Here is a 13068-nt window from a genome sequence, read left to right as displayed (position 1 = left end):
TTAACTAACGCATATCGGCCGGAGCATCAGACCTTGAGGACCATCCCATGCACCATTTTCAGGGGTGGAACTTAAAAGTTTCGAATTTTCGGTTTCAGTTCGACCTCCGGTTAGGATACGCGTTTTTCAGGAACGACCGTTCCTATGTCTCAGTTATAGCCGTTTTCGGACTCATTGTACAGCGCTACAGGGCGAAAAAATTGAACTTTTGATTGCAATCCGGACGAAACTGGAAGTTACCCCTTCAAACTGGAACCTCGGATTTCAACCGACCAAATCTATGAAATCGCTTCGCTGCTTTTCCGTCTTACGACTTGGGATATACTTCTCTCTGAGAAGATCCGGGTACGCTCCGAATCCGACTGATGGCTGGGCAGTCAGAGCGGGAGCGTACTGTGCCGGAAAGACAAACGGCAGAGGGCGGAAGCTCCGCTCTCTTTATTTCATTCAAAAGCCTCTCGATCGCTCCGATCGGCATGACATCGGCGAAAGCTCAGCTCTCCTTGTTTAGAAGCCTCTCCTCAAGCTCTGTATCGGGCAGGCTGGAGTAAAGCCGGACACGGCCCCCGCTCCTTCGGTCGGAGAGGAGAGCTTTTTTGAGGAGGCGGTGCTTCGTCTCCCTCGCCGTGCCCTCCGCCCCGTCGTAGATCGGGACCGGATAGGACAGGACCTCTCGGATCGCCCGTTTTGCAAAGGGAAAGTGGGTGCAGCCGAGCACAAGGCCGTCGAGCGGACAGCGGATCGTCCCGTCAGCCATCCTTCGGTACGGGAATAGGAGCTCCCGGAGATAGGAGCGCATCTCATCGGAATCCTCCTTCCCCGCCTCCACCATGCGGACGATCTCCGGAGCGGGGAGGGAATGCACTCTCGCCCCCATCCCAAGGCGCGCTGCGAGCCTCTGAAAGCGCTCTCCGCCCAGCGTAGAGCTCGTCGCAAGGACCAAAATCTCCGGCCTTTCCCTCCCCGCATTCTCGATCGCAGGCTTGAGAGCGGGCTCCATCCCGACGATGATTTCCCCGGGATTTTCCTCTCTGAGGAGCTCCGCCGCCGCCGAGGTCGCCGTATTGCAGGCGATGACGACGGCCTTTACCCTCTGTTCTCTCAGAAATTGATAGGAGCGCTCGGAAAGAGCGCGGATCTCCTCCACGCTCTTCTCCCCGTAGGGTGCATTTTTACTGTCCCCGAAAAAGATGAGATCCTCTCCGGGGAGCTCCCGTTCCAGCGCCTTCACGACGCTGATCCCGCCCACTCCGGAATCAAAGATTCCGATCGGCGCGCGCCTTATCTCCTCCGCTTTTCTCATGAGCGCTTTCCGCCCTGCCCCGCTACTCATTTCGAATCGCGGCGAGCGGGCTCAGCCTCATAGCCCGGACAGAGGGGATATAGCCGGAGATCATCCCGACCAGTGTGGCGAAGAGAACCGCAAAGCCCGAAAGCCACAGGGGAATCAGCGAAAGCGATCCCCCGCCGGAAAATCCCATGATCTCCGCCCCGTACTTCTTCGTAAAGAAATTGATGATGGCGGAGATTCCAAAGCTTAAGAAGATCCCTGCGATCCCCCCGAGAAGTCCGATCATCGCGGACTCTGTCAGGAACATATTTCGGATATCTCCCATATCACAGCCGAGAACCTTCATGACGCCGATCTCCTTCGTTCTCTCATAGATGGACATCATCATCGTATTCATGATGCCGATCGCCGCGACGAGGAGGGAGACCGCGCCGATTCCGCCGAGGACCATCTGGGTGATCCGAAGCGTCCCCTGGGTCTGCTTCAGCCACTCGGTATTCGAGTAGCAGCTGTATCCCATGTCTGTGATCTCCTTCTGCACCGCGGCCACATTGTCCATGTGATCCGCGAAGACATAGGCCTCATCGTAGACATAGTAGCGAAGCGGCTTTCCGTTTTTGTTCCGCGCCGGACTGGGGACCAGGTCCTTCTTATAGATTTTTTTTAAAAGCTTCTTAAAGCTGTCGATATCGGTGTAGCAATTATTGGATTCCTGGCTGTAGTCATCCTCTCCTCCCTCGATGATGCCGGCTGTCTTCAGGATAAACTTCTTCTGCGGCGCGGGCTGGGAGGAAGCGGAAGCCCCGCTCTCTCCGGGGCCCTGTCCCGCAGGGGTGCTTGCGGCGCCTGAGCCTGCGGAAGCGGAGCTGCTCTCCGGAGCGGGAAAGCTGTAGAAGATCGTCTGCTTCTCCGGGTCCACGGTATAGGATTTCATCCAGTTTTTCCCCCTGTGGAAGGAGTTTAAGACCTGGTTTCCGTAGACCAGGCTGAGCTCCCCTCCCGGGGCGGGCGGAGAGCCCGAAGCGAGCTTCAGCTCGCGGAGATAAGCCTGAGAGACCCCGATAATATTGTAGGTCGCCTCATAGGGCCCGCTCTTTGCCGTGACATAGACCCCCAGGGAGGGAGAGGTTCCCTTCACATGGGGGATCTTCGAGAAGTTATCGATCGTCTTATCGGTGAGCTGAGGGGCGCTCTTCTTCCCGGAGCCCATCCCATCCCCGTAATTCGTGATCGTAATCATCGTGAGGGAGCCGGAATCCTGGAAGGATTTTACAAGACTTCTGTTCATGCCAAGCCCCAGACTCACCATGACTACGATGGAGGCCGTGCCGATCACGACGCCGAGGACGGTGAGGACGGTCCTCGTCCTTCTCCTCCTGAGATTTCCGGCCGCAAGCTTTAAAAGATCAGATGCTCTCATCTTTCTTCTTCCTCCGCCTCTTCAGGATGCGGAAGACGGCAAAGACCAGCGAAAGAACAGCGGCCGCTCCGACGATGCCATAGATCGGGCGGACGGGAGAACCTCCTCCCCCTTCGTTCTCCGCCTTGCTCTCCTGCATATCATCATCCGTCTCCAGCTTCTCCACTACCGTCAAAGTAATTTTTGCGTCCTCCGAGAACTTCTCCCCATTCACATTCTCATAGTTGATCTTCACCGGGATGGTGCCGTCGTCCTCCGTCGCCGCGACACCGCTCAGCATGACATCCACATTTCCGGTCTCCCCGGGCTTGATGTTTCCCACATAGGCAGAGGCGGATTTGATGGAGGGCGCCTCAAAGACAGCCTCTACATTATAGAGCGTGACCTTTCCGGTATTATTGATGCCGAAGGTCGCGTCCGCCTCCGCGCCGATCTCGACGCTCTCCGGCGTGACAGCAAAGTTGGAGCAGGAGAGGCGGGCGACCTGATTTACAGGGATGTTCAAGTCCACCTTCTCCTCCGCGTTTTTGAAGTCGGGGGAGTCGAACTTCTCATTTATCGTGACGCCGTAGGTCTTCGGATCGACTCCTGCGGCAGCCGTCAGCTGCACCCGGACCTCGCTGGACTTTCCGGCCCCAAGATCGCTTAAGGAGATGGAGCTCGCACCGCCCTCCACGGAGAAGACAGCGGAATCGCTCACCTTCTCGGAGCTCAGATTCAAAAGGATATTGCTCGCGCCGATATTCTGCGAGGCGTTCTTCACATTCATGACGAGGACGAAGGGCTGCCCGGCATAGACCGTCTCCGGTTCCGTGTGATAGGAGTCTACCACGATTCTCGCCTTGGTCCGGTCGTTCGCGTTAAAGTCCCGAGGCTTGTCCTCATCCTTCTTTTCCGGGGGCTGCACCATGGCGGGGTTTTGGACATTGACAAAGAAGGTATCATCCTCTGTGGCGTTTACATCGGCTCCCGGGGCGAGCTTATAGCTTATGATGTAGTGAAGCGGGTAAAATCCGCTCGCCGCATTCTGCTTGATCGCCATGGAGTAGCCGGGGGAGATGGTCTCGTTGTCCTCCACCTTGTCGAACTTCTGATCATAGTTCGCCTCGTTGATGTCGAAGGGAAAGTCCTTCACCGCCTCGGATTTCGGGTTCTGTGTGAGCTGGACACTCTCATTCTCCGCGAGGGCAGGGCTTAATTTCACCGTCACATCGTAGAGCGTCTTTCCGCTCTGATTTCGGAAATTCACGCTGTAGTTCATGACCTCCGGACGGGTCCCGACCGGCGTCGACTGCTGCTCCCCGATGGTAAAGGCCTTATCCTTATTGCTTGTCGCGGGGTTTTTTACCTCTCCCGCCTCTCCGACATAGACATTGATAAACTCTGTCTTATTCTGGGTCCCGGACACGCCCGGGATATCGTACCAGATGGTAAAGGGGATGCCGAAATAGCCGTCGCTCGTCTTTCCGGCATTGTCCTTCATCTTCAAAGCGTCCGAGCGGACCCGGACCTTGAAGCTGAGATCCGCGTACTGCCCCTTCTTCATGCTGCCGAGCCTCTTCTCCTGCGTGAAAAGAGAGGCATTGATCTCAAAGGGATAGACGCCGCCGTCCACAGGATAGACATAGTTCAGCTTGTTCTTATAGGCGTTATTTTTCCCGGCCTTATAGCCCTTCTCCCAGGCATCCTCCGCCTCGGAGTCATCCGCCTCTCCCGAGGAATTCCGGTAGGGATTCTCCTTCTTTACCTGGTTTGGCTCATTGACCGAGAGATAGTTCTGATCGTTCGAGAGGCGGACGCGGACATTCTGGATCTCATCCGTCGGCGGGTTGTAAAGTCCGTTCGAACCATTGTAGCCGATCCGGACATGGAGCTCCATCTCTTGCCCCGGCACACCGTTCTGCGCATCCACCGGATCGTGGATAAAGGTGTTCATATTGGTATTTACATAGGAAGCCTCCGCCCTGCCCGCTCGCGCAAGGCAGGAAAAGAGCAGGAGACTCAGCGCCAAAACTCCCGAAAGCATACTGTGAAAGCTTCTTTTTCCCTGCATTTTCCCTCCTCCGTCCCTTTTCTTCCCGCGGCAGCTGCTTTCCCCTCCCTCAGGAGGGAGTCAGCGCTTCTGTCTTCGCAAAGGGCCAGTCATGCTTCTCCTCATATATCCTTTTCTCGATGGGACTTTCCTTCTGAATGACGGTCTCCACGATTTTCCCGTCCACCACCCGGAGCTGACGATCCGACCAGGCCGCGATATTCGGGTCATGCGTCACCATGATAAGGGTATTGTTCCGCTCCCGGACGATCCTCTGCATGAGAGCGAGGACCTCCTCCGTCGTGTGAGAATCCAGATTGCCCGTCGGCTCATCCGCGAAGATGATCTTCGGCTCAATGACGAGCGCTCGGGCGATTCCGACCCTCTGCTGCTGCCCTCCGGACATCTGATTCGGAAGATGGTCCCGCTGATCCCCGATCCCCATGAGCTCAAGATATTTCTCGGACTCCCGGAGCCTCTCCTCCTCCGGTACGCCCCGAAACATCAGGGGCAGAGAGACATTCTCCACCGCATTCATGGAGGCTACAAGGTTGTAGCTTTGGAAGATAAAACCCACATTCAGACGGCGGAAGCGCACAAGCTCCCCCTCATTCATCCTGTCGATCCGCTCTCCCGCGATCAAAATCTCTCCCTTCGAGGGCTTCTCCAGCCCCGCCAGCATATTGAGGCAGGTGGACTTCCCGGAGCCCGAGGTCCCGACAATCGCGATAAATTCCCCCTGATAGACGTCAAAGCTCAGACCGTTCAGGGCATAGACTTCATTCTCCCCGATATGAAAGATCTTGTAAAGGTCCCGGACTCTGATGATCGGTTCCACCTCTCTCCCCTCTCTTTCCTGGAAACGCCCCAAAATCACCGGCAGCATCCTGCATAGAGCGCCCTCCGACAAAGCGATACAACAAGAAAAGACAAGATTCGCATAATACGGCAGTTCTCCGATTATTGTAGCAAATCAGCCGCTTAAGTCAAACAAAAGTGAAGTAAAAAACGAAGGCTTCCCCGCGGCTCTGCCTCTTCTCCCGTCAAATTGCCAGATGCCCGGAGAAGCCGGATCAGCCCGCGTTTTCCTGCCTGACTGAGGCTGATCTTTTTATAAGACCATAATTTCCGCTCCTTCGTTACAGGGATAGAATTTTTTCGGGCGGCAGGGAATAGGCTATGCCTCACTTTTCGCTTTGACAAAACAGAAAAGCGCGGGACCCCGAAGGTCCCGCGTCCGATCTCTCAATATGAAATTCTGCTTCTGGCCTCTCCTCATCCCCAGCATTCCTTCGAAAAACAAAGCTCTGCCGCCCTCTGCCGTTTCGTCGATCCAACGCAGGACGCTCTCGCTCCGACTGCCGCGGCCAGCGGACGCATAAGCGATTTTGAAGTACCAAATCGCTAAGCGCCGGGGCGGCAGACGGCCTTCTTATGGATCGGCAACGCGGCAGGAGAGCGAAAAAGCCGGAATGCTCAAGTACGCCTCCGAGTCTGCCTGATGGCAGACTTCTGCGCTTTTACTCCCTTTTTCCGGTAATGGAGTTGTAGAGCGGAACGAGGCTTTCTTTTCCGCCCATATAGGGGCGGAGGGGTGCGGGAATCCTGACGGAGCCGTCCGCCCGGATCAGGTTCTCGAGGAAGGCGATCAGCATGCGGGGAGGCGCCACACAGGTATTGTTCAAGGTGAAGGGAAGGTGGAGCTTTCCGTCCGCTCCCCTTACTCGGATCTTCAGTCTTCTCGCCTGCGCATCCCCCAGGTTGGAGCAGGAGCCCACCTCGAAATACTTCTTCTGTCTCGGAGACCAGGCCTCGACATCACAGGACTTGACCTTCAGATCGGCGAGGTCCCCGGAGCAGCATTCCAGGGTCCTGACGGGGATCTCCAGAGAGCGGAAGAAGTCGACGGTATTCTTCCAGAGCTTCCCGTACCAGAGCATCGCATCCTCCGGCTCGCAGACCACGATCATCTCCTGCTTCTCAAACTGGTGGATCCGGTAGACGCCCCGTTCCTCGATCCCGTGTGCCCCCTTCTCCTTCCGAAAGCAGGGGGAATAGGAGCTCAGCGTCAGAGGAAGCTTATCCGCCGGAAGGATCTCATCGATGAATCTCCCGATCATGGAGTGCTCGGAGGTCCCGATGAGGTAGAGGTCCTCTCCCTCGATCTTATACATCATGGCATCCATCTCCGCAAAGGACATGACGCCGTCCACCACCCGGGAGCGGATCATATAGGGAGGGATAACATAGGTAAAGCCGCGGTCGATCATGAAATCTCTCGCATAGCTCAGAATCGCGGAATGGAGGCGGGCAATGTCCCCGATCAGATAGTAAAATCCGTTTCCGGCCACTCTTCCCGCCGCGTCGAGGTCGATGCCTCCGAAGCTCTGCATGATGTCGCTGTGGTAGGGGATCTCAAAGTCCGGGACCACAGGCTCCCCGAAGCGCTCATTTTCCACATTGAAGCTGTCGTCCCTTCCGATCGGAACGGAGGGATCGATCATGTTCGGGATGACCATCATTCTCTTATGAATCTCATCCTGGAGCTTCGGCTCCTCGGCCTCGAGCTCGGACAGTCTCCCGGAAAAGTCTGCGACCTCGGCCCGGGCCTTTTCGGCCTCCTCCTTCTTCCCCGCTGCCATCAAAGCGCCGATCTGCTTCGAGACCTGGTTCTTCCTGGCCCGGAGCTCATCCGCCTCCTGCTGAATCTTTCTGGCCTCTGCGTCCAGGCGGATCACCTCATCCACAAGCAGCAGCTTCTCCTCCTGAAACTTCTTCTGGATGTTTTCCTTCACAAGCTCCGGATGCTCCCTCACGAACCTGATATCCAGCATCTCTGATTTCTCCTCTCTTTCCCCATTTCCGCATCATGCCCTGTCCTGCCTCCGCCCTTAGTGAGGCGAAGCTTCGGCACAGGAAATATAATATCACCGATCCTTAAAAATGTCATCGTTCCCATCGCGCCCCTCTCCCCGGATGCCGCTCTCCCCCAGGCGGAGAAGCTCCTCAAAGAGAACGCCGCGAAGAGGGGGCTCTCCCCCCTCCTCCGAGCGCTTGATGCATCTTCTGATAAAATCCGCCGAAAGAACTGCGCTCTCGATAAGGCTGCTCCCGGAAAGGCGGCTCCCGGCGGCGATCGCCGAAAAGAGATCCCCGGTCCCGGGCCTCCCCTCTCCGACCCGCTCCCCGTAAAGGAGCGTGAGTTCCCCTTTCTCATAGACCGCATTCAGGATGCTCTTCTCCTGTTCGATCCCGGTGATGATAAGCCCCTTTCCCTCCGGAGAGAGCAGTTCGCAGAGCGGCCTGAGAAGCTCCTCCGCCCTCTTCCTCCCGGAATCAAAGGAGGAGCCGCTCTCCCACAAATCTTTCGAGAGGGAGGGATAATCGAAATTCCCGAGAAAGCAGGCCTCCGTAAGATTCGGAAAGGCGAGCTCGGAGCTTTTCAGGAGCGCGCGCATGGAGGGGAGGCGCTCCTCCCCCATGTTCTGATACCAGCGCCCGTGATCCGCCATGACCGGGTCCAGGAAACAGCGGGTCCCCGGATGCTCTCTGAGATAGGAGAGGAGCGCCTCCGCCTCTCCGCTGTCCCAGAGATATCCCAAAAGCAGAGCGTCAAAGCGAAAGCCCTGCCTGTCCCAGGCTGAAAGGGCTCTTTGGAAAAAATCCGAAAGTCCCTCCGCCTCCGCCCCGGAAAAACCGGTGTGACTGCTGAGCACCGCCGTCGGGAGAGGGGAGGCCTCGATTCCAAGTGCCGAAAGGACCGGGAGCTGTACCGCGATCGAGCATCTCCCGACCGCACTGAGGTCATTGCAAAGCGCCAGATGTATCATCTTCTCGAAAGCTCCTCCAGGAAGCCCCTCGTATTCTCCGAAATCCTTTCCTTTGGCCGGAAGATAGAGGATCCTGCGACCAGAAAGTCCGCCCCGGCATCGAGGATGGAGGGGAGATTTTCCATCGTCACGCCCCCGTCGATCCCGATCTGGTAGGCTCCTCCGCTCTCCCTCCTGAGTGCGGCAAGCTCTTTTATCTTGTCGAGGGTATAGGGGATCAGCTTCTGCCCCCCGAAGCCGGGGTTCACCGACATGATGAGCACGAGATCGAGCAGGGAATCGAGCCCTTTGGAAAGAAGGACGGAGGAGAGCGGCGTTGCGGGATTCAGAGCGAGGCCGGCCTGCATTCCGAGCTCCCGGATCCGGTTTAAGCTGCGGTCCAGATGCCTCGCCGCTTCGGAGTGAATCGTCACCCTGTCCGCCCCGGCATTCTTCATATCCTCCAGATAGCGGATGGGCTCCTCCACCATCATATGCACATCGAAAAAGCTCTGACTTCGCTTCCTGAGAGAGCGGATGATCGGTGCGCCGAAGGAAATATTCGGCACAAAGCTTCCGTCCATCACATCGAAGTGGACAAAGCGCACCCCCGCCCGCTCCGCTTTCGAGAGCTCCTCCCCGAGCTCCGAAAAATCCGCCGCAAGGAGCGAGGGGGCCAGTGTATATTTCATGAAAACTCCTTCCTCAGCCATGCCTCTCCTCCTGATCCCGCAGCTCCCAATAGAGCTGGCGATAGCTCTCATAGCGCTCCCGCGGGATTTCGCCCTCCGAAAGCGCCCTCTTCACACGGCAGTCCCTCAGGGGCTCCCCGATATGGACACAGCTTTTGTAGCGGCACTCTCCCCGGAATTTTTCAAATTCCGGATAAAAATAGCGGAGGCGCTCCGCCTCGATCCCGGAGACGTAGAGGGAGCTGAAGCCCGGTGTGTCCATGACATAGCTCTCCTCATCCAGATAGAAAAACTCCGTATGCCTCGTCGTATTTTTCCCTCTCCGGATCTTCCGGGAGAGCTCCCCGGTCTCCATCCGCGCCTCCGGATGGATCAGATTGATGAGGGAGGATTTTCCGACGCCGGAGGGGCCGGAGAGAACAGAGCTCTTTTTGCGAAAGAGGGAGAGAAGCTCCTCCCGGCAGTCCGCCCTCCGCACGCTCAGGAGCCGGACGGAATAGGAGGCTCCCTCATAGATTCTCTGGAGCTCCAGGGCTCTCTCCCTCTCCTCCTCTGTCACAAGGAGGTCCGCCTTGTTGAAGAGAATCCGGACCGGGATCTCCTGCATTTCCATATGGATGAGGAAACGGTCCAAAAGCGGCAGACTCGGGGAAGGGTCCCGGAGCGAGAAGAGAACGACAGCCTGATCCACATTGCTGACCTCCGGGCGAAGCAGCTGATTCTTCCTCCGGAGGATCCGGATCAGATTCCCGCTCCTCTCCCGCTCGGAATTCTGCACGGGCGAAAGCTCCACCTCGTCTCCGACGAGCGGCTTTTCCCTCCGGTTTCGAAAAATCCCCTTCGCCCGGCACTCAAAATCTCCCTCACCGGTGTGGACATAATAGAAGCCGCCGATTCCCTTTATGATTTTACCCCGGAGTGTCATGTTCCGGACTCCGGGCGGAAGCTCACATTGTACTGTGCGAGCACGCTGTCCTTCTCCGCATCCACCACCTCCACGATGCCGCTCGATACGCCGTCCGCTCCCCGGATCTTGGAAAATACCAGCTGAAGCTCCGTCCCCAGGGTATAGGATCTCGCGCTCTGGAGCGTCGTATAGCGGCTCTCTCCGTTGATATCCTGCCGAAGATAGACCGTGACCATCATTGTATCGCTGACTCCCGGTCCGCCGGAGCCGATGCGGAGCGTTTGATTCAGACTTCCGTACCAGTGGCCGCTCTGCGCCTTCTGGCTGCCTCCCGTCCCCTCCGTGCTCTCCGCACTTTCGGCGCCGCTTAGCTTCAGGTCGATCTTTCCTCCCCGCTCCAGGATATCGCCGGCTTCGGGATTTTGCTCAATGACCACTCCGGTCGGAGTATCCGGATCCTCCTCATAGCTGATCTCTCCCAGCTGGAAGCCCGCGGACTTTAGATTCCGGACGGCATCCTCCTCCCTGCTCCCGACGAGGTCCGGGACACTGATGGGCGCTCTCTCCGAGCCCCTGCTCACAGTGAGGATCAGCTCTCCGGATCCCGCCGTGCTCGCCTTGCTGCTGCTGATGAGACAGCCCTCCGCCACCGTCTCCGAGAATTCCTCCTTCTTCGTGAAGGGAATCTTTCTGGCATCGAGCTCCTTCTTCACCTCGGAGAAGCGCATCTTATGGAGCTTTGTGAGATCCTCCGGATGCTGCGCATCGTAGAAATAGATGGTCTCCGGTCCCGCGGAGACGATGACCGTGATGCTGTCTCCCGCTCGGTAGCTCCCGTCCGGATAGCTGATGATGACGCCCTCCCGGTAGCTGTCGGAATACTCCTTCTCTCCCTCCCGGAACTTAAGCTGATACTCTCGCATATATTCCGTAGCCTCCGGGATCGTCTTTCCGATGATGTCCGGAAGTCTGGTCTCCAGGGCGGAGATCGTGATATTCAGGCTGGACTCCGGGCTCTTCGTGCTGCTCTCCTGGGAAGTCGTCGTCTCCCCGCCTCTCAGCTCCCGCCCCGCCTTGATAAAGCGAAAGATCCTGCTCCCGATAAAGAGGAAGAGCACGGCAATGAGCAGCATAACGGCGAACGCGATCCCCCGAGAGAGCTCGGAGAAGCCGCGCTCCACTCCGCCGCGCCTTCCCTTTTCCTCTCTCTCTGCATCTATCTCAGCGCGCTTTCCCTCCGGATCCGAGAGCGCCGCCCGGAGGTCCTCCCCGAGCTCCGAAATATGCTGATAGCGGAGAGAGGGCTTTTTCTGCATGCAGGTAAAGACCGCCCGGTCCAAAGCCGGCGAAACATCGGGTACGATGGAGGAGACTCTGGGGATGGGGTCCTCCATATGGGAGAAGACGACCGCGACCGAGGTCTCCCCGTCATAGGGCACCCTCCCGGTCAGCATCTCATAGAGGGTACAGCCGAAGGAGTAGATATCGGATCTCTCATCCGCGGCCCCGGACCTCGCCTGCTCCGGCGAGATATAGTGGACAGAGCCCATCACAGTCGCATTGACGGTCTGCTGGCTGGCCGCTCTCGCGATGCCGAAATCCGCGATCTTTACCGTGCCCGCCGAGCTCACCATCATGTTCTGCGGCTTGATGTCCCTGTGGACGATCCCCAGGCGGTGGGCCTGCTCCATGCCGTCGATCAGCTGGAGAGCGATGCGGATCGTCTCCCGGTCGGAGAGGCGCCCCTTCTTCTTGATATACTGCTTCAGCGTGATGCCCTCCACAAGCTCCATCACGATGTAATGGATCCTGTGCTCCTCATCGTCCACGACATCATAGGCGGAGACGATATTCGGATGATTCAGGCTGGCCGCCGCCTGCGCCTCCCTCTGGAATTTCCGGATGAACTCCCGGTCCTCGCAGTATTCCTCCTTCAAAAGCTTCAGCGCCACCAATCTCCCCATCTTCCGGTCCTCGGCCCGGTAGACATAGCTCATGCCGCCCTGACCGACGAGAGAGAGGATGCGGTATCTTCCGCTCAGGATCTCTCCTTCTTTCAGAATCATGCTCCGCCCTCCCCCTGGAAAGCATCAATGAGGATCACGCCGATATTGTCCCTCCCCCCATTGATATTCGCCATATCGATGAGCGCCTGCCCCCTCTCCTCCACAGGGGAAGCATCCCGCACGATATTAAGGATGCTCTCATTGTCCACCATATTGCTGAGTCCGTCCGAGCACAGAAGGAGAGAATCCCCCTCCATCAGATTCACTTCAAAGAAATCGGCCTCGACGCTGCTCTCCGTCCCGACCGCGCGCGTGATGATATTCCGGGCCCTCAGATAGTCCGGGGAGCCGCGGCGCATGAGTCCTCTCTCACACATTTCCTCTACATAGCTGTGGTCGTGGGTGATCTGACGGATGCCGCTTCCGCGGATCAGGTAGGCGCGGGAATCTCCGATATTGGAGATCGTAAGGAGCCTTCCCTCGATGACGGCGGATACCAGGGTGGAGCCCATCCCCCGGAGCTCATCGTTCTCCGAGGAGAGACGGAAAAGCTCCTCATTGACCCTGCGGATCCCTCTCTCCAGGAGGCGGACCGTCGGCCCCTCCTTCGCGCTCTTAAGATACTTATGGAGCTCCTCCACGAGGAAGCGGGAGGCATAGTCCCCCGCCCTGTGTCCCCCCATGCCGTCCGCAAGGAGAAAGAGATTCGGAAGCTTCCCCACTGCTTCTTTGCTGGCAAAGACATAGTCCTGATTCAACTGCCGTCTCCGGCCCTGATCCGTCTTCGAAAAGAATTCCATCAAACTCTCCTATTCGCGCTCCCGCCTCTCCTCTGTTTCGATGGCATAAAGCGAAAGCTCCGCTGCCCTTTCCCGCTTTATCCCCCAGGCACAGGGCAGCTTCCCTCCGCT

The 13068-nt window shown here is 57.6% G+C and carries 10 protein-coding genes; all 10 read right to left on the bottom strand.

Annotated features, from left to right (window positions below):
* Positions 1 to 493: 493 nt before the first annotated feature.
* A complete protein-coding gene (gene murI, locus HMPREF1986_RS02980) occupies positions 494 to 1303 on the bottom strand; it encodes a glutamate racemase (protein ID WP_036599025.1) in 810 nt (269 codons plus the stop codon).
* A gap of 22 nt (positions 1304 to 1325) precedes the next feature.
* Entirely contained in the window at positions 1326 to 2711 is a 1386-nt protein-coding gene (locus HMPREF1986_RS02975; protein WP_021773272.1) for an ABC transporter permease, read from the bottom strand.
* Positions 2698 to 4764 (bottom strand): COG1361 S-layer family protein, encoded by a 2067-nt coding sequence (locus HMPREF1986_RS02970; protein ID WP_021773271.1) that lies wholly within the window; start codon positions 4762 to 4764, stop codon positions 2698 to 2700. The genes HMPREF1986_RS02975 and HMPREF1986_RS02970 overlap by 14 nt, the downstream gene beginning before the upstream one ends.
* Before the next feature lie 49 nt (positions 4765 to 4813).
* Positions 4814 to 5629 (bottom strand): ABC transporter ATP-binding protein, encoded by an 816-nt coding sequence (locus HMPREF1986_RS02965; RefSeq protein WP_021773270.1) that lies wholly within the window; start codon positions 5627 to 5629, stop codon positions 4814 to 4816.
* 634 nt (positions 5630 to 6263) lie between these two features.
* Positions 6264 to 7577, bottom strand: a complete 1314-nt coding sequence (gene serS / locus HMPREF1986_RS02960; protein WP_021773267.1) for a serine--tRNA ligase — start codon at positions 7575 to 7577, stop codon at positions 6264 to 6266.
* Positions 7578 to 7670: 93 nt separating this feature from the next.
* Positions 7671 to 8573, bottom strand: a complete 903-nt coding sequence (locus HMPREF1986_RS12480; RefSeq protein ID WP_021773265.1) for a bifunctional hydroxymethylpyrimidine kinase/phosphomethylpyrimidine kinase — start codon at positions 8571 to 8573, stop codon at positions 7671 to 7673.
* Positions 8570 to 9265, bottom strand: a complete 696-nt coding sequence (gene rpe, locus HMPREF1986_RS02950; RefSeq protein ID WP_021773264.1) for a ribulose-phosphate 3-epimerase — start codon at positions 9263 to 9265, stop codon at positions 8570 to 8572. Before rpe ends, HMPREF1986_RS12480 begins: the two co-directional genes overlap by 4 nt.
* Positions 9258 to 10169: a ribosome small subunit-dependent GTPase A gene (gene rsgA / locus HMPREF1986_RS02945; RefSeq protein ID WP_021773263.1), complete on the bottom strand. Its 912-nt coding sequence runs from the start codon at positions 10167 to 10169 to the stop codon at positions 9258 to 9260. Before rsgA ends, rpe begins: the two co-directional genes overlap by 8 nt.
* Positions 10166 to 12217, bottom strand: coding sequence for a protein kinase domain-containing protein (locus tag HMPREF1986_RS02940; protein WP_021773262.1), 2052 nt, complete (start codon positions 12215 to 12217; stop codon positions 10166 to 10168). The genes rsgA and HMPREF1986_RS02940 overlap by 4 nt, the downstream gene beginning before the upstream one ends.
* The gene (locus tag HMPREF1986_RS02935) at positions 12214 to 12957 is read right to left on the bottom strand and encodes a Stp1/IreP family PP2C-type Ser/Thr phosphatase (RefSeq protein WP_021773261.1); all 744 of its coding nucleotides are present in this window, start codon (positions 12955 to 12957) and stop codon (positions 12214 to 12216) included. The genes HMPREF1986_RS02940 and HMPREF1986_RS02935 overlap by 4 nt, the downstream gene beginning before the upstream one ends.
* Between the last annotated feature and the right edge of the window lie 111 nt (positions 12958 to 13068).

Source organism: Oribacterium sp. oral taxon 078 str. F0263 (assembly GCF_000469565.1).
In the GTDB taxonomy this organism is placed as follows: Bacteria; Bacillota; Clostridia; order Lachnospirales; family Lachnospiraceae; genus Oribacterium.
Note: the sequence above shows the minus strand (reverse complement) of the source record. Positions and strands in the feature narration are given on the sequence as shown.

What these genes read in the sequence shown, in the direction of transcription:
- murI (WP_036599025.1), bottom strand. Translation starts at nt 1,303, where the DNA reads ATGAGAAAAGCGGAGGAGATAAGGCGCGCGCCGATCGGAATCTTTGAT.
- HMPREF1986_RS02975 (WP_021773272.1), bottom strand. Translation starts at nt 2,711, where the DNA reads ATGAGAGCATCTGATCTTTTAAAGCTTGCGGCCGGAAATCTCAGGAGG.
- HMPREF1986_RS02970 (WP_021773271.1), bottom strand. Translation starts at nt 4,764, where the DNA reads ATGCAGGGAAAAAGAAGCTTTCACAGTATGCTTTCGGGAGTTTTGGCG.
- HMPREF1986_RS02965 (WP_021773270.1), bottom strand. Translation starts at nt 5,629, where the DNA reads ATGCTGCCGGTGATTTTGGGGCGTTTCCAGGAAAGAGAGGGGAGAGAG.
- serS (WP_021773267.1), bottom strand. Translation starts at nt 7,577, where the DNA reads ATGCTGGATATCAGGTTCGTGAGGGAGCATCCGGAGCTTGTGAAGGAA.
- HMPREF1986_RS12480 (WP_021773265.1), bottom strand. Translation starts at nt 8,573, where the DNA reads ATGATACATCTGGCGCTTTGCAATGACCTCAGTGCGGTCGGGAGATGC.
- rpe (WP_021773264.1), bottom strand. Translation starts at nt 9,265, where the DNA reads ATGGCTGAGGAAGGAGTTTTCATGAAATATACACTGGCCCCCTCGCTC.
- rsgA (WP_021773263.1), bottom strand. Translation starts at nt 10,169, where the DNA reads ATGACACTCCGGGGTAAAATCATAAAGGGAATCGGCGGCTTCTATTAT.
- HMPREF1986_RS02940 (WP_021773262.1), bottom strand. Translation starts at nt 12,217, where the DNA reads ATGATTCTGAAAGAAGGAGAGATCCTGAGCGGAAGATACCGCATCCTC.
- HMPREF1986_RS02935 (WP_021773261.1), bottom strand. Translation starts at nt 12,957, where the DNA reads ATGGAATTCTTTTCGAAGACGGATCAGGGCCGGAGACGGCAGTTGAAT.